The organism is Pseudomonas sp. 3A(2025) (assembly GCF_054589175.1).
In genome coordinates, this window is the sequence record NZ_BAAILM010000039.1 from 263760 (window position 1) to 279228 (window position 15469).

The window sequence follows — 15469 nt, forward strand, 5'->3', positions numbered from 1 at the left end:
ATGAACGACATGAACTGGTTAAATCTTGAACACCTGCTGCTCGATGCCGATCCCGACAGGCTGCTCTGTCCGCAGCCGGCGCTGAGCCATGCACAGTTTTGCGCGCAGGCGCTGAGCGCCGCCGCCGGCCTGCAAGCGCGGGGTGTGCAGCGCCTGGCGATCCACCTGGAAGATGCCGGCGACCTGGCCATCGCGCTGTTCGCCGCCTGGCGCGCCGGGGTCAGTGTATTGCTGCCCGCCGATCTGCAAGCGCAGACCCGCGAACGCTGGAATCCGCAGGTCGACCTGTGGCTCAGCGAGCAACCTGGCGATGTGCGCCTGAGCGAGCTGTTGGCCGAACCGTTGCTGCCCGCTGCGCTGGACCTGGATGAATGCCGCCTGAGCCTGTGCACCTCCGGTTCCAGCGGCGAGCCCAAGCGCATCGACAAGCGCCTGCGCCAGCTCGACAACGAAGTGCGCGGCCTGGAAAAGCTGTGGGGCGCCGAACTCGGCAATGCCTGCATCATCGGCAGTGTGGCGGCCCAGCATATCTACGGTTTGCTGTTCCGGGTGCTGTGGCCGCTGTGCGCCGGGCGGCCGTGGGAACGTCGGCAATTGCCCTTCCCCGAAGACCTGCAACGCACCAGTGGCGAGCACCCGGCGTTTGCCTGGGTCGCCAGCCCCGCGCTGCTCAAGCGCATGGGCGACAACCTCGACTGGCCGGCCCTGAGCGCGGTACGCCGGGTGTTTTCTTCTGGTGGCGCACTGCCCGAAGACGCCGCCAGCAGCCTGCACCAGCGGCTGGGGCAATGGCCTACCGAGATTTTCGGCAGCTCGGAAACCGGCGGTATCGCCTGGCGTCAGGGCCAGCCGCTGTGGCAAGCCTTTGATGGTGTGCAGTTGACGCAAGACAGCGAAGGCGCCTTGCAGGTGCGCTCGACCTATCTGCCGCCCGACCATATCGAGCAGACCGCCGACGCCGCACGCTTCGAAGCCGATGGCCGTTTTGCCTTGCTGGGCCGACTGGACCGCATCGTCAAACTCGAAGAAAAACGTATTGCCCTGCCCTCGCTGGAGCAGGCACTGGCCAGCCATGCGTGGGTCAGCGAGGCGCGCCTGGGCGTGGTGCAGGAACGCCGCGCCTCGCTGGGCGCTTTGGTAGTGCTCAGCGACAGCGGCCTGCATGCCTTGCGTAATCAGGGCCGCCGCGCCCTGACCGAAACCTTGCGCCAACACCTGAGCGGCCATTGTGAACCGCTGGCCCTGCCGCGTCGCTGGCGGCTGCTGTTGCAACTGCCGCTCACAACCCAAGGCAAACTGCCACAGGCCCAGGTCGAAGCCCTGCTCGCTGCGCCACGCGGCAAAGGCCCGGAACTGCTGAGCCAGCAAACCCTGGACGACACCTTGCACCTTGAGCTGCAAGTGCCGCCGGACCTTGCGTATTTCACCGGACATTTTCCCAAGGTGCCGGTGCTGCCCGGCGTGGTGCAGGTCGACTGGGCCATGCAACTGGGCCAGCGCTTGCTGGAGCTGCCGCCGCGTTTTGCCGGCATGGAAGTGCTCAAGTTCCAGCAACTGGTGCGCCCCGGCGACCGCCTGAGCCTGACCCTGCGCTTCGATGCGCAACGCGGCAAACTGTATTTCGCCTACCACAACCAGCAACAGGCGCCCTGCTCCAGCGGCCGGCTGCTGCTGGAAGGGCAAAAGCAGGAGCCCGCTCATGCATAACCCTTGCGCAGTCATCCCGGTCTTCGATCACGAACTGGCCGTGCCCAACGTGGTCAAGGCCCTGCGCGACGCCGGCTTGCCCTGCGTACTGGTCGACGACGCCAGCAGCCCGGCGTGCGCCCAGGTGTTGCAGCAACTGGCCACGCTCGAGGCCGTGTATCTGGTGCGCCTGCCGGTCAATCAGGGCAAGGGCGGCGCAGTCATCGCAGGCTTCCATGAGGCGGCCAGGCTGGGCTTCAGCCATGCCTTGCAGGTCGATGCCGACGGCCAGCATGACCTCAGCGACATCGGCCGTTTTCTCGAGCAGTCGCGCCAGCACCCGCAGGCGCTGATCTGCGGCTACCCGCAATACGACGCCAGCGTGCCCAAGGGCCGGCTGTATGCGCGCTACCTGACCCACGTCTGGGTGTGGATCAACACCCTGTCGCTGCACATTCGCGACTCGATGTGCGGCTTTCGGGTCTACCCGCTGGCGCCGGTGCTCGCGCTGATCGGGAAGGTCAATCTGGGCCGGCGCATGGATTTCGACACCGAGATTCTGGTGCGCCTGTCGTGGCGCGGCCAGCCGATGCGCTGGCTGCCGACCAAGGTGCATTACCCGCAGGACGGCCTGTCGCACTTTCGCCTGTTTCACGACAACGCGCTGATCTCGAAAATGCACACCAAGCTGTTCTTCGGCATGCTGCTGCGCCTGCCGGTGCTGTTGTGGCGCAAGGTCTCGCCGCAAGCCAAGGTGCAGCCATGAGTGCGCCGCCAGACGACAAGCACTGGGCCGACCGCGAAGAGCGCGGCAGTTTCATGCTGATGAAGCTCACCGCCTGGGCCGTGCGTGTACTGGGCCGGCGCCTGCTTAGCCCGGTGCTGTATGGCATCGTGCTGTACTTCTTTATCTTCGGCCGCACCGCCCGACGCAGCATTCATGAGTACCAGCAGCGTCTGGCGCAGTGGAGCGGCCGGCCTGAGCTGCGGCCCACCACCTGGAAGGTATTCCGCCAGTTCATGGCTTTTGCCGAGGCTTTGCTCGACAAGCTGGATGTATGGAACGGCAAGCTGCGCATCGAGCAGATTCGTATCGTCGACACCGCCGGGCTGCGCACTCAACTGCGCGGTGCACGCGGGCAACTGCTGGTCGGTGCGCACCTGGGCAACCTCGAAGTCTGCCGGGCGCTGGCCGAGCTGGGCGAGAAGGTCACCATGAACGTGCTGGTGCATACCAAGCACGCCGAGCGTTTCAACCGCTTGCTGGGCGAAGCCGGCGCGACCAACCTGCGGCTGGTGCAGGTCAGCGAACTGGACCCTGCGATCATGCTGCAACTGAGCCAGCGTCTGGACGACGGCGAGTGGCTGGCGATTGCCGGCGACCGCGTGCCGCTGCATGGCGGCCGCCATGTGCAAGTCGACTTTCTCGGCGCACCGGCGGCGTTGCCGCAAGGCCCGTGGCTACTGGCCGGGCTGCTCAAGTGCCCGGTAAACCTGTTTTTCTGCCTCAAGGACGCGCAGGGCTATCGGGTGATCCTCGAACCCTTCACCGACGCGGTGCAATGGCGCCGCAGCGACCGTGCCGAGGTCATTGCCCACTGGGCCGCACGCTACGCCGAACGTCTGGCGCACTACTGCCTGCAAGCCCCGCAGCAGTGGTTCAATTTCTATCCTTTCTGGAAGCATCGATGACTCATCAAGTGACCGACACCGTGACCTTCGGCGCCCAGCCGCTGAGCATCGAGCAGGTGCTGGCCGTCGCCAACCGCGAGGCACCCACCGCCCTGCAAGCCGATGCCGAATACCGCGCACGCATTGCCCGTGGCGCGCAGTTTCTCGACTCGCTGCTGGACAAGGAAGGCGTGATCTACGGCGTCACCACCGGCTACGGCGACTCGTGCGTGGTGGCCGTGCCGTTGCAGCACGTCGAAGCGTTACCCCGCCATTTGTACACCTTTCACGGTTGCGGCCTGGGCAAGCTGCTAGACGAGCGCGCCACCCGTGCGGTGCTGTCGGCGCGTTTGCAGTCGCTGTGCCACGGCGTGTCGGGGGTGCGGATCGAGCTGCTGGAACGCTTGCAGGCCTTTATCGAGCACGATGTGCTGCCGCTGATTCCCGAAGAAGGCTCGGTGGGCGCCAGCGGCGACCTGACCCCGCTGTCTTACGTGGCCGCGACCTTGTCGGGCGAGCGTGAGGTGTTGTATCGCGGCGAGCGCCGCCCGGCACTCGACGTGCATCGCGAGCTGGGCTGGGAACCGCTGGTGCTGCGCCCCAAAGAGGCGCTGGCCCTGATGAACGGCACCGCAGTGATGACCGGCATTGCCTGCCTGGCCTTTGCCCGCGCCGACTACCTGCTGCAACTGGCCACGCGCATCACCGCGATGAACGTCGTGGCCCTGCAAGGCAACCCCGAGCATTTCGACGAGCGCCTGTTCGCGGCCAAGCCGCACCCCGGCCAGACCCGGGTCGCCGCCTGGCTGCGTCAGGACCTGGCGATCGACGCACCGACCGCGCCGCTGCATCGCCTGCAAGACCGTTATTCGCTGCGTTGCGCGCCGCATGTGCTGGGCGTACTGGCCGACAGCCTGGGCTGGCTGCGTTCGTTCATCGAGACCGAACTGAACAGCGCCAACGACAACCCGATTATCGACGGCGACGAAGAGCGCGTGCTGCACGGCGGGCACTTCTATGGTGGGCACATTGCCTTTGCCATGGACAGCCTCAAGACCCTGGTGGCCAACGTCGCCGACCTGCTCGACCGCCAGCTCGCGCTGCTGGTGGACGTGCGTTACAACCACGGCCTGCCGAGCAACCTGTCGGGCGCCAGCGCCGAGCGGGCAATGATCAACCACGGCTTCAAGGCGGTGCAGATCGGCGCCAGCGCCTGGACCGCCGAAGCCCTGAAAAACACCATGCCAGCCAGCGTGTTCTCGCGCTCCACCGAATGCCACAACCAGGACAAGGTGAGCATGGGCACCATCGCCGCCCGCGATGCGATTCGCGTGCTGGAGCTGACCGAACAGGTCGCCGCCGCTACGCTGATCGCCGCCAATCAGGGCCTGTGGCTGCGCAGCCGGCAAGCCGATGCGCGTCCGCTGCCACCAGCGCTGGCCGCCATGCACACGCAATTGAGCGAAGACTTTGCCCCGGTCATCGACGACCGAGGTCTTGAGGGCGAGCTGCGCCTGTGCCTGCAACGTATTGCCGACCGCCACTGGAGGTTGCATGCGCAGTAAAGGATTGATCGACGTCGACACCGAAGTCGTCGTGCCGTTTTTCGATGTCGACATGATGAACATCGTCTGGCACGGCCACTACGTCAAATACCTCGAAGTGGCGCGTTGCGCGCTGCTCGACCACATCGGCCACAACTACATGCAGATGGTCGAATCGGGCTACGGCTGGCCGGTGATCGACCTGCAACTGCGTTATGTACGCGGCGCGGTGTTCGGCCAGAAGCTGATCGTGCGCGCCAGCCTGGTCGAATGGGAGAACCGCCTGAAGATCAATTACCTGATCAGCGACGCCGCCACCGGCGAACGCATGACCCGCGCCAGCACCGTGCAGGTCGCCGTCGACGTCGCCACCCGCGAGATGCAACTGGCATCCCCCAAAGTCTTTACCGACGCCGTGCAGAAGGCCTTGCCATGAAACGCTTGCTCACCGCCCTGACGCTGTTGTGCCTGTCCTCACTGGCCCAGGCCTTCGACCTGCAACAGCTCAGTGCGCAACTGGCCAAACCTGTGGTGGTCGAGGGGCGTTTCAGCCAGGAGAAACACCTGCGCGCCCTGCCGCAGCCGCTGGTCAGCACCGGCAACTTCGTGCTGGCGCGGGATTTCGGCCTGCTGTGGCTGCTGGAAACCCCGCTGAAACAGGACTACCGCATCACCAATGCCGGCATCGCCCGGCGTCAGGGCTCAAGCTGGCAACTGCTGCCGGGCAAGAGCGCCGGTACCGAGCAGAACCGCCTGTTTCTCGCCGTGTTGCAAGGCGACAGCAGTGGCCTGCAACGCGATTTCGAGTTGCAACTGAGCGGCGATGCCCAGGCCTGGAAACTGATCCTGACCCCGCGCTCGGTGTTGCTGCAACAGGTGTTTCGCCAGATCAATATCGACGGCGGCGAGCTGGTGCAACGTATCGAACTGCTCGAAACCCAGGGTGACAGCACCGTGCTGAACATGATCGACAGCCACAGCGCACCTGCGCTCAGCGATGCCCGGCGTAATGACTTCAAATCCTGAGCGGCATCTGCCGCGCCTGTTCCTGCTGATGCTGCTGGCAGTCATGGCGCTGGCCGGCTGGCAGTGGCGTGACGGCCCGCCGCTGTCGGCCAACCTCATGGAACTGGTGCCGGGCAGCCGCCCCGACCCGTTGGAGCTGCGCGCCGAACAACGCATGCAAGAACCGCTGAACCGCGAAATGCTGGTGCTGGTCGGGCACGCCGAGCGCGAGCAAGCGATCAAGCTGACCCAGCATCTTGCAGAACAATGGCAAGTCAGCGGGCTGTTCGAGAAGGTCCAGTGGAACCTGCAAGCCGACCTGCCGGCGCTGCGCGAGCAATTGCTGCAAGGCCGGCTGGCGATGCTGCCGGCTGCCGATCGCAAGCAGTTGATCGAGCAACCACAGGCGTTTATCGAACAGCGCGTGCAAAGCCTGTTCGACCCGTTTGCCGGCTTCAGTCTGGTGGCAAACCAGGACGACTGGCTGGGCCTGACCGGGCGTATCCAGAATGCGCTGCCGCGCACGGGCTCGGTGGAGCCAGACCTGGCCAGCGGCGCGCTGATTGCCCAAGCCGATGGCCTGCAATGGGCGCTGCTGCGCGTGCGCACCGCCAACGATGCCTTCGACATGCACCTGCCGACTCAGGTAGCCGCGTTGCTGGCCACGGCCCGCGAGCAGGCCGCGCAGGATAACGGCAGGCTGCTGGCTGCCAGCGGCTTGCTGTACGCCGCCGCCGGCCAGAAGCAGGCCAGTCAGGAAATCACCTGGGTCGGCGGCGGCGCCACGGCCGGCATTCTGCTGCTGTTGCTGCTGGCTTTCCGCCGCTGGCGGGTGTTGCTGGCCTTTGTGCCGGTGCTGGTGGGCATGCTGTTTGGCACAGTGGCCTGCGTGGCGATTTTCGGCCATCTGCATGTGATGACGCTGGTGCTGGGCTCCAGCCTGATCGGCGTGGCGGTGGATTACCCGCTGCACTATTTGTCCAAGAGCTGGACGCTGAAACCGTGGCGCAGCTGGCCGGCACTGCGCCTGACCCTGCCGGGCCTGACGTTGAGCCTGATCACCAGTTGCATCGGTTATCTGGCGCTGGCGTGGACGCCGTTTCCGGCCCTGACGCAAATTGCCGCGTTCTCTGCCGCCGGGCTGATCGGTGCCTGGCTGGCGTCGGTGTGCTTGCTGCCGGCGTTGCTGGCCAAGGTCGAACTGCGCCCGGCGCACTGGCCGTTGCAGGTCGCCCAGCGCCTGCTCGACTGGCGCGAAGCGCTGTTGAACAAGATCAATACGCCGCTGTTGCTGGTGCTGCTGATGGCCTTCTGTGCCGCCGGCCTCTGGCAACTGACCACCCGCAACGACATTCGCCAATGGGTCTCGGCGCCACCAGCCCTGACCGACGAAGCCCAGGCGATTGCGCGCATCACCGGTTACCAGCCGACCAGCCAGTTCTTTCTGATTCGCGGCGCAGACGAGCAGCAGTTGCTTGAGCGCCAGAACGCCCTGACCCAGCGCCTCGACACGCTGGTCAGCGAGAAAACCCTGCGCGGCTATATGGCGCTTAACCAGCTGCTCGCCGCGCCCAGCGAACAGCAGGCCGTGCGCGCCGCCCTTGAAAAGCTGCCTGGGCATTGGCAGCCACTGCTGGCGCTGGGCGTCACTGCCGAGACCTTGAGTAACGAACTGCGTCAGTTGCAGGCGTTGCCCGTGCAAGACATCGATCAGGCGCTGGCCGGACCGGTCAGCGAACCGTGGCGCACGCTGTGGCTGGGACGCAGCAGTATAGAGAGCGACAACGGCGTAGCCGCCATCGTCAGCCTGCAAGGCCTGAATAACCCGACCCTGCTGCACGCCCAGGCCAAGGACTTGCCCGGCGTGCAACTGGTCGACCGCCTCGGCGCGCTGAACGGCGTGTTCGCCCAGACCCAGATCAGCGCCGCCGAACTCAAGCTGCTGTCGTGTGGGCTGATCGTCGTGTTGTTGATCGCCCCTTTTGGCCTCGGCGGTGCGCTGCGCATCGTCGCCCTGCCGCTGCTGGCGGCGCTGTGCAGTCTGGCGTGCCTGGGCTGGCTGGGCCAGCCGCTGACCCTGTTCAGCCTGTTCGGCCTGCTGCTGGTGACGGCAATCAGCGTCGATTACGCGATCCTCATGCGCGAACAAGTCGGCGGTGCTGCGGTCAGTTTGCTCGGCACGTTATTGGCTGCCATTACCACCTGGCTGTCGTTCGGCCTGCTGGCGCTGTCGCAGACACCGGCGATCAGCAACTTTGGCCTGTCGGTCAGCCTCGGGCTGGTGTTCAGCTTTTTGCTCGCTCCGTGGGCCAGCCCGCGCGCGCTCAAACACACTGAGGCTCACCCATGATGATCCTGCTGTTCTGGCTCATGGCCCTGCTGGCCTTTACCTGCGCCACCTGGATTGGCAGCCGGTTGGGGTTGATTCCAATCGTCAGCCAGTTGCTGCTGGCCACCTTCGGCCTGCCGCTGTTGATGCTGCTGTGGATCGAGCCGCACTGGCAGCTCACGGGTGCGCAACTGATTGCGCCGGTGTGGCTCAAGACCTTGTACAGCCTGGCGTTTGCGCTGGTGCTGGGGCATATCCTCAGCGATGTGATCGAGGTACGGCTCGACCGCCAGAGCCTGAAAATTGCGGTGCCGAGTTTTCTCGTGCCGTTTGCCGGCGGCCTGGCCTGTGCGCTGTGGCTGCTGCCGGAACAAGCCTGGCTCAGTGATCTGGCCGTGGGGCTGGTATTTGCGATTACCGCAATTCCGGTGCTGTACCTGTACCTCAAGCACATCGGCTACCCGCTCGAAGCGACTCATCGGCTGGTGCAGGCGGCAATCATCATCGACCTGACCTGCTGGAGCCTGTTCGCGCTGGCCCAAGGCAGCCTGCAGTTGAGCAGCCTGTTGCTGCCGCTGCTGATGGCCTGCGCGCCATTGCTGTTGCGCGTGCTGCGCATCCGCCAGCCGCTGGTCTACAGCCTGGGCTTTTTCGCCCTGCTGGTGGTGGCCGAGCATTACCGGCTTAACGCGCTGATCTTCGGCATCGGTTATCTGCTGTGCATGGCGCGCCTCAAGCAAGCCTGGGTGCTACCGATCAAGCCGGATGTACTGCGCGCCCTGCAAAACTATCTGGCCGTGCCGCTGCTGCTGACGTTTGGCCTGGTGCAGATCAACGTGCACACCGCCCTCGGCGCGCTGGACAGCCTGCAACTGGCGGCGCTGATTGTGGTGCCGATCGCCGCCAAGCTGCTGGGTAACTGGCTGGGCCTGTGCTGGGCGCCACCGTCGTTTCCCGGTGCCAGCCGCTGGCGCGAAAGCGTGCTGCTGAACATTCGCGGCCTCAGCGAAATCGTCTTTCTCAACATGCTGCTGCAACAGCAACTGATCAGCGCCGCACTTTATCTGGCGCTGATGCTGATGAGCCTGCTGGCCACCCTGATGCCGGCGCTGGTCGGGCTGGGCCGCAAAAATCTTTCATTCGCTACTGCTACCGACAAACCGGTAAGGAACTCCTGTGCCAATCACTGATAAGGAACATCGCACGGTCGTGGTCATCGGCGCAGGCCCTGCCGGCGCGATTGCCGCCGCCTTGCTCAAACGCAAGGGCCACGATGTGCTGGTCATCGAGCGCCAGGCGTTCCCGCGGTTTTCCATCGGCGAAAGCCTGCTGGCGCACTGCCTGGACTTCGTCGAAGAAGCCGGCATGCTCGACGCCGTGCAGGCGGCGGGCTTCCAGTTGAAGAACGGCGCGGCCTTTGCCTGGGGCGATGAGTACAGCGATTTCGATTTCGGCGACACGTTCAGCCAGGGCAAGCCGACCACTTTCCAGGTTCAGCGCGCCAGCTTCGATCAGTTGCTCGCCGATCAGGCCGCGCAGCAAGGTGTCGAGATTCGTTACCTGCACGAGATTGTCAGCGTCGATTTCAGCCGCGCACAACCGCAATTGCAGGTACGTCGCGAAGACGGCAGCGAGTACACCGTGCAAGCCGGTTTCGTGCTGGATGCCAGCGGCTATGGCCGGGTATTGCCGCGCCTGCTCGACCTTGAGGCGCCGTCGGACTTTCCGCTGCGCCAGGCGGTGTTCACCCACGTCGAAGACCACATCCAGAGCCCGCCTTTCGACCGCAACAAGATCCTTGTCAGCGTGCACCCGCACCAGCGCGACGTGTGGTTCTGGTCGATCCCGTTCAGCAACGGCCGTTGCTCGATCGGCGTGGTCGCCAGCGCCGAGCGTTTCAAGAACAAGCCCGACGATCTGGACGCCTGCCTGAAGGCCTTCATCGCCGAAACGCCAAGCCTGAGCAAAGTGCTGGAAAATGCCGTGTGGGACACCCCGGCGCGGACCATCGGCGGCTATGCGGCCAACGTCAAATCGCTGCACGGCAACGGCTTTGCCCTGCTGGGCAATGCTGCCGAATTTCTCGACCCGGTGTTCTCCTCGGGCGTGACCATCGCCATGCGTTCGGCGAGCATGGCCGCAGGCCTGCTGGACCGTCAGCTACGCGGTGAAAGCGTCGACTGGGAAAACGACTTCGCCGTGCCGCTCAAGCGCGGCGTCGACACCTTCCGCGCCTATGTCGAAGGCTGGTACGACGGTAGCTTTCAGGACGTGATTTTCTACAAGGACGCGCAACCGGAGATTCGCGCCATGATCTGCTCGATCCTCGCCGGCTATGCCTGGGATATGCGCAACCCGTTTGTCAGCGAACCCAAGCGCCGCCTGCGCATGCTGGCTGAAATCTGCGCGAGCGAGGCCTCATGAGCGGACCGTTCCTGAGCGACAGCTATGTCGAAGAAACCCGCTTCGGCTTCTGGTTCCTGCGCAGCCACACCTGGCAGCACCATGTGCTGCGCGTAGCCATCAACGACCTGCGCGGGCTGTTCAGCGAGCCGTTGCCGAGCAACGCGGTACTGCTGGATGCCGGCTGCGGCCAGGGCAAGTCGTTCCGTTACTTGAACGAGGTGTTCAAGCCAGCGCGCATCATTGGTGTGGATGCCGACCCGCACAGCCTCGAACTAAGCCGCGCCGAAGCCACGCGCCTGGGCCTGAACGTCGAGCTGATCGGCAGCGACTGCGCGTCTTTGCAGGTGGCCGATGCCAGTGTCGACCTGCTGTTCTGTCACCAGACCTTTCACCATCTGGTCGAGCAGCAACAGGCGCTGGCCGAGTTCTACCGGGTGCTCAAGCCCGGCGGTTACCTGCTGTTTGCCGAGTCCACCGAAGCCTATATCGACACCTGGGTGATCCGCTGGCTGTTCCGCCACCCCATGCACGTGCAGAAAAGCGCGGCGCAGTACCTCGACATGCTGCGTGGCCAGGGTTTTCAGTTCACTGACGCCAACGTGTCGTACCCGTATTTGTGGTGGAGCCGCAGCCAGGACTTCGGCCTGCTGGAGCGCCTGAAACTGCGCAAGCCCAAGCCGTTTGGTCAGCGTGAAGAAACCCTGGTCAATGCGGTGGCGCGCAAGCCGCTGGCGAGTGGCGCAGTATGATTCGCGTCTTATGGCTGAGCCTGTTGCTGCTCGCCGGTTGCGCCAGCCAGGCGCCCTTGCCCATGGCCGGGCTGCCGACGCTGCCCTTGCCGCAGCAGTTGCATGTGCAGCGTGAACAGGCCGCCCAGCAGCAGGACTGGCTGTTGATCATCCAGCAGGAAGACGCCGCCTTGCGCTGGTCGATGATGGACCCGCTGGGCATTCCGCAGGCCCGCCAGCGCTTGAGCAACGGTGAATGGCAGGCCGACGGCTTGCTGCCGCCCAACCCCGAAGCGCGTGAGCTGTTCGCCGCGCTGTTGTTCGCCCTGACCCCGGACAACGAACTGGCCAGCCGTTACCCGGCCGCGCAGCAGCAAGGCGCACAACGCCGGCTGCAATCACGCTGGGTTGTGGACTATCGCACCCCGCGCGTGTTCACCCTGAGCCTGCAACAGGGCCTGCGTTATCACATCACCCCACTGGACAACGGAAACGCGCCATGACCGCCTATCTCAATGATCTGGGCCTGGTCTGCGCGCTGGGCAACAGCCGTAGCGAAGTGGCCCGCAAGCTGTTTGCCGGCGACAGCAGCGGCATGCAGAGCGAAAGCGGCTGGGTCGCAGGATCAAGCCTGCCGGTCGGCGCCATTCACGGCGAGCTGCCGCCCATCCCGCTGGAGATGGGCGCCCACAGCCGCAATAACCGCCTGCTGCTGGCCGCCGCCGTGCAGATCGAGGCGCCGATCCGCGCGGCCATCGCCCGTTACGGTGCCGACCGGGTCGGGGTAATTCTCGGCACCAGTACTTCGGGCATCGACGAGGCCAGCCGCAGCATGGGCACCTGGCTGCGCGACCAGACCTTTCCCGAACATTACGATTATCGCCAGCAGGAACTCGGCGCCCCGGCCAGCTTTCTCGCACAGTGGCTGAACCTCAGCGGCCCCGCCTATGTGATTTCCACCGCCTGCACCTCCAGCGCCCGCGCCTTGCTCAGCGCCCGCCGTGCACTGGACCTGGGCCTGTGCGATGCGGTGTTGTGCGGCGGCGTCGACAGCCTGTGCAAACTGACGCTTAACGGTTTCAACGCCCTTGAGGCAGTGTCGAAACAGCGCTGCAACCCGTTCTCGCGCAACCGCGACGGCATCAATATCGGCGAAGCTGCCGTGCTGTTTCTGATGACCCGCCAGGCCAGCGGCGAGCATTCGATTGCCCTGCTCGGTGCCGGCGCCAGCAGCGATGCGCACCATATTTCCGCCCCCGAACCGACCGGGCGTGGTGCGCGCGAAGCCATGCAGCGTGCCCTGCATAACGCAGGTCTTGAAGCCGGCCAGATCGATTACCTGAACCTGCACGGCACCGCCACGCAACACAACGACGCAATGGAAAGCCTGGCGGTGCAAGCGCTGTTTCCGCACGGCGTACCATGCTCGTCGACCAAACCGCTGAGCGGCCATACGCTGGGTGCGGCCGGGGCGCTGGAAGCGGCATTTTGCTGGCTGAGCCTGAGCGGTGATAATCCCGAGCTGGCGCTACCGCCGCATGTCTGGGACGCCGAAGCCGACCCGCAATTGCCTGCCCTGCGCTGGGCCGGGCCCGATACGCGCCTGCCCGCCCACACACCGCGCCGCCTGATGAGCAACTCGTTTGCCTTTGGCGGCAATAACATCAGCCTGATTATCGGAGACGCCGCATGATCGCCTGGCCGGTTGCCGAACTGATCCCCCACGCGGCCGACATGATCCTGATCGATCAGGTAGTGGCGTTCGACGACGACACCATTGAGACCCGCGTGACCGTGCGCCCCGACGGTCTGCTTAACACTGCCGACGGCCACCTGCCGGCCTGGGTCGGCATCGAGCTGATGGCGCAAAGCGTTGCCGCCTTTGCCGGCTGCCAGGCGCGCCAGCGTGGCGAGCCTGTGCAGCTTGGTTTTTTGCTCGGCACGCGCAAATACGAATGCGCTGTTGAGCACTTTCCGGCTGGCAGCGAACTGACGATCAATGCCCTGCGCACTTTGCAGGACGACAACGGCATGGGCGTGTTCGAATGCCGTCTCACTGGCCCGAACCTCGAAGCGTTCGCCCGCCTGAGCGTGTATTGCCCGCCCAACGCCGCCGCTTATTTGAACGAGGACGCCACACATGACTGATTCGATCCTGGTGACAGGCTCCAGCCGTGGCATCGGCCGGGCCATTGCCCTGCGCCTGGCACAGGCAGGTTTCGACCTGGTGCTGCATTGCCGCAGCGGCCTGGCAGAAGCAGAAGCCGTACAGGCCGAAATCCTCGCCCTGGGCCGTCAGGCCCGCGTGCTGCAATTCGATGTCTCGGACCGCGAAGCCTGCCGCACGGTACTGGAGCAGGACGTCGAGACCCATGGCGCCTACTACGGCGTGGTGCTCAACGCAGGGCTAACCCGCGACGGCGCCTTTCCGGCGCTCAGCGAGGACGACTGGGACACCGTGCTGCGTACCAACCTGGACGGCTTCTATAACGTGCTGCACCCGTTGACCATGCCGATGATCCGTCGCCGCGCCGCCGGCCGTATCGTGTGCATTACCTCGGTGTCGGGCCTGATCGGCAACCGTGGCCAGGTCAACTACAGCGCCTCCAAGGCCGGCCTGATCGGCGCCGCCAAGGCACTGGCCATCGAGCTGGCCAAGCGCAAGATCACCGTCAACTGCGTCGCCCCCGGCCTGATCGACACGGCGATGCTCGATGAAAACGTACCGGTCGAAGAACTGATGAAAATGATCCCGGCGCAACGCATGGGCACGCCCGAAGAAGTCGCCGGTGCCGTGAATTTCCTGATGTCCGCCGAAGCCGGCTACATCACCCGCCAGGTATTGGCTGTCAACGGAGGCCTGTGCTGATGAAACGTGTGGTCGTTACCGGCATGGCCGGCATCACCTCGCTGGGCAGCGACTGGGCCACGATCGAGGCCAGCTTCAGCGCCAGCCGCAGCGGCATTCGCTACATGAGCGAGTGGGACCGCTTCGGCGAGCTCAACACCCGGCTGGCCGGGCCCATCGATGACTTCGCCGTGCCCGCGCACTGGACCCGCAAGCAATTGCGCAGCATGGGCCGGGTCTCGCGCATGGCGGTCGCCGCGTCCGAGCAAGCCTTGCGCGATGCAGGCCTGCTCGATGACCCGATCATCCGCGACGGGCGCATGGGCACCGCCTGCGGCTCCTCGACCGGCAGCACCGAAGACATCAAGGCGTTCGGCAACATGCTGCTCAACTCGGTGGCCGACGGCCTGAATGCCAACTCGTACGTGCGCATGATGCCGCACACTACGGCCGCCAATATCAGCATCTTCTTCGGCCTGACCGGGCGTTTGATTCCGACCTCCAGCGCCTGCACCAGCGGCAGCCAGGGCATCGGCTATGCCTATGAGGCAATCAAGTTCGGGCGCCTGCCGCTGATGCTTGCCGGTGGCGCCGAAGAGCTGTGCCCCACCGAGGCCATGGTGTTCGATGCGCTGTACGCCACCAGCCTGAAAAACGACGCCCCGCACACCAGCCCCAGCCCTTACGACGCCGGCCGCGACGGCCTGGTGATCGGTGAAGGCGCCGGCATGCTGGTGCTTGAAGAACTTGAACACGCGCTGGCCCGAGGCGCACACATCCACGCGGAAATCGTCGGTTTCGGCAGCAATGCCGACGGCGCGCACAGCACCCGCCCCGAGCAGGTGACCATGCGCCGCGCCATGGAGCTGGCCTTGCAGGATGCCAACCTGGCGCCCGACGCCATTGGCTACGTCAACGGCCACGGCACCGCGACCGAGCAAGGCGACATCGCCGAGACCCTGGCCACCAGCGAGCTGTTCGGCTCAAGAATGCCAATCAGCTCACAAAAAAGCTTTCTGGGTCACACATTGGGCGCCTGTGGGGCACTTGAGTCGTGGTTCAGCATCGAAATGCTCAACCGCGACCGCTACATCCACACGCTCAACCTGAACGCGGTCGACCCGCAGTGCGGCGCGCTGGATTACCTGAGTGGCGAACCGCGGGTGATGAGCAACGAATTCGTGATGAACAACAATTTCGCATTTGGCGGGGTCAACACGTCGTTGATTTTCCGTCGCTGGGTCTGAGACCC

General features: G+C 64.9%; 15 protein-coding genes. All 15 read left to right on the plus strand.

Features of this window, described 5'->3' with window-relative positions; translation table 11 throughout:
* Positions 1 to 9 precede the first annotated feature (9 nt).
* The 15 genes from ACYP2A_RS16765 to ACYP2A_RS16835 are packed head-to-tail and all read left to right on the plus strand — an operon-like array spanning position 10 to position 15464.
* A complete protein-coding gene (locus ACYP2A_RS16765) occupies positions 10 to 1707 on the plus strand; it encodes an ApeI family dehydratase (RefSeq protein ID WP_459746677.1) in 1698 nt (565 codons plus the stop codon).
* Positions 1700 to 2452 (plus strand): glycosyltransferase family 2 protein, encoded by a 753-nt coding sequence (locus tag ACYP2A_RS16770; RefSeq protein ID WP_459746678.1) that lies wholly within the window; start codon positions 1700 to 1702, stop codon positions 2450 to 2452. Before ACYP2A_RS16765 ends, ACYP2A_RS16770 begins: the two co-directional genes overlap by 8 nt.
* Positions 2449 to 3378 (plus strand): LpxL/LpxP family acyltransferase, encoded by a 930-nt coding sequence (locus tag ACYP2A_RS16775; protein ID WP_459746680.1) that lies wholly within the window; start codon positions 2449 to 2451, stop codon positions 3376 to 3378. The genes ACYP2A_RS16770 and ACYP2A_RS16775 overlap by 4 nt, the downstream gene beginning before the upstream one ends.
* Entirely contained in the window at positions 3375 to 4922 is a 1548-nt protein-coding gene (locus tag ACYP2A_RS16780; protein WP_459746682.1) for an HAL/PAL/TAL family ammonia-lyase, read from the plus strand. The genes ACYP2A_RS16775 and ACYP2A_RS16780 overlap by 4 nt, the downstream gene beginning before the upstream one ends.
* Positions 4912 to 5337 (plus strand): acyl-CoA thioesterase, encoded by a 426-nt coding sequence (locus ACYP2A_RS16785; protein WP_459746683.1) that lies wholly within the window; start codon positions 4912 to 4914, stop codon positions 5335 to 5337. Before ACYP2A_RS16780 ends, ACYP2A_RS16785 begins: the two co-directional genes overlap by 11 nt.
* Positions 5334 to 5927, plus strand: coding sequence for an outer membrane lipoprotein carrier protein LolA (locus ACYP2A_RS16790; protein ID WP_459746685.1), 594 nt, complete (start codon positions 5334 to 5336; stop codon positions 5925 to 5927). The genes ACYP2A_RS16785 and ACYP2A_RS16790 overlap by 4 nt, the downstream gene beginning before the upstream one ends.
* Positions 5911 to 8256: an MMPL family transporter gene (locus ACYP2A_RS16795; RefSeq protein WP_459746687.1), complete on the plus strand. Its 2346-nt coding sequence runs from the start codon at positions 5911 to 5913 to the stop codon at positions 8254 to 8256. The genes ACYP2A_RS16790 and ACYP2A_RS16795 overlap by 17 nt, the downstream gene beginning before the upstream one ends.
* Complete coding sequence (locus ACYP2A_RS16800) at positions 8253 to 9425, plus strand: sodium:proton antiporter (protein WP_459746689.1); 1173 nt, start codon at positions 8253 to 8255, stop codon at positions 9423 to 9425. Before ACYP2A_RS16795 ends, ACYP2A_RS16800 begins: the two co-directional genes overlap by 4 nt.
* Positions 9412 to 10659: an NAD(P)/FAD-dependent oxidoreductase gene (locus tag ACYP2A_RS16805; RefSeq protein WP_459746690.1), complete on the plus strand. Its 1248-nt coding sequence runs from the start codon at positions 9412 to 9414 to the stop codon at positions 10657 to 10659. The genes ACYP2A_RS16800 and ACYP2A_RS16805 overlap by 14 nt, the downstream gene beginning before the upstream one ends.
* Entirely contained in the window at positions 10656 to 11390 is a 735-nt protein-coding gene (locus tag ACYP2A_RS16810) for a class I SAM-dependent methyltransferase (protein ID WP_459746691.1), read from the plus strand. Before ACYP2A_RS16805 ends, ACYP2A_RS16810 begins: the two co-directional genes overlap by 4 nt.
* Entirely contained in the window at positions 11387 to 11872 is a 486-nt protein-coding gene (locus ACYP2A_RS16815; RefSeq protein WP_459746693.1) for a hypothetical protein, read from the plus strand. The genes ACYP2A_RS16810 and ACYP2A_RS16815 overlap by 4 nt, the downstream gene beginning before the upstream one ends.
* Entirely contained in the window at positions 11869 to 13062 is a 1194-nt protein-coding gene (locus tag ACYP2A_RS16820) for a beta-ketoacyl-[acyl-carrier-protein] synthase family protein (protein ID WP_459746694.1), read from the plus strand. The genes ACYP2A_RS16815 and ACYP2A_RS16820 overlap by 4 nt, the downstream gene beginning before the upstream one ends.
* On the plus strand, positions 13059 to 13517 hold the full coding sequence (locus ACYP2A_RS16825; protein ID WP_459746695.1) for an ApeP family dehydratase: 459 nt from the start codon (positions 13059 to 13061) through the stop codon (positions 13515 to 13517). Before ACYP2A_RS16820 ends, ACYP2A_RS16825 begins: the two co-directional genes overlap by 4 nt.
* Positions 13510 to 14238 carry a 3-oxoacyl-ACP reductase FabG gene (gene fabG, locus ACYP2A_RS16830; protein ID WP_459746696.1) on the plus strand — a complete coding sequence of 243 codons (729 nt, stop codon included), beginning with the start codon at positions 13510 to 13512 and terminating at the stop codon, positions 14236 to 14238. The genes ACYP2A_RS16825 and fabG overlap by 8 nt, the downstream gene beginning before the upstream one ends.
* Complete coding sequence (locus ACYP2A_RS16835) at positions 14238 to 15464, plus strand: beta-ketoacyl-ACP synthase (RefSeq protein ID WP_459746697.1); 1227 nt, start codon at positions 14238 to 14240, stop codon at positions 15462 to 15464. Before fabG ends, ACYP2A_RS16835 begins: the two co-directional genes overlap by 1 nt.
* Positions 15465 to 15469 lie beyond the last annotated feature (5 nt).

Coding starts and splice junctions, on each gene's coding strand:
- ACYP2A_RS16810 (WP_459746691.1), top strand. CDS start 10,656: ATGAGCGGACCGTTCCTGAGCGACAGCTATGTCGAAGAAACCCGCTTC.
- ACYP2A_RS16785 (WP_459746683.1), top strand. CDS start 4,912: ATGCGCAGTAAAGGATTGATCGACGTCGACACCGAAGTCGTCGTGCCG.
- ACYP2A_RS16765 (WP_459746677.1), top strand. CDS start 10: ATGAACTGGTTAAATCTTGAACACCTGCTGCTCGATGCCGATCCCGAC.
- ACYP2A_RS16775 (WP_459746680.1), top strand. CDS start 2,449: ATGAGTGCGCCGCCAGACGACAAGCACTGGGCCGACCGCGAAGAGCGC.
- ACYP2A_RS16800 (WP_459746689.1), top strand. CDS start 8,253: ATGATGATCCTGCTGTTCTGGCTCATGGCCCTGCTGGCCTTTACCTGC.
- ACYP2A_RS16815 (WP_459746693.1), top strand. CDS start 11,387: ATGATTCGCGTCTTATGGCTGAGCCTGTTGCTGCTCGCCGGTTGCGCC.
- ACYP2A_RS16825 (WP_459746695.1), top strand. CDS start 13,059: ATGATCGCCTGGCCGGTTGCCGAACTGATCCCCCACGCGGCCGACATG.
- ACYP2A_RS16795 (WP_459746687.1), top strand. CDS start 5,911: ATGACTTCAAATCCTGAGCGGCATCTGCCGCGCCTGTTCCTGCTGATG.
- fabG (WP_459746696.1), top strand. CDS start 13,510: ATGACTGATTCGATCCTGGTGACAGGCTCCAGCCGTGGCATCGGCCGG.
- ACYP2A_RS16820 (WP_459746694.1), top strand. CDS start 11,869: ATGACCGCCTATCTCAATGATCTGGGCCTGGTCTGCGCGCTGGGCAAC.
- ACYP2A_RS16770 (WP_459746678.1), top strand. CDS start 1,700: ATGCATAACCCTTGCGCAGTCATCCCGGTCTTCGATCACGAACTGGCC.
- ACYP2A_RS16790 (WP_459746685.1), top strand. CDS start 5,334: ATGAAACGCTTGCTCACCGCCCTGACGCTGTTGTGCCTGTCCTCACTG.
- ACYP2A_RS16780 (WP_459746682.1), top strand. CDS start 3,375: ATGACTCATCAAGTGACCGACACCGTGACCTTCGGCGCCCAGCCGCTG.
- ACYP2A_RS16835 (WP_459746697.1), top strand. CDS start 14,238: ATGAAACGTGTGGTCGTTACCGGCATGGCCGGCATCACCTCGCTGGGC.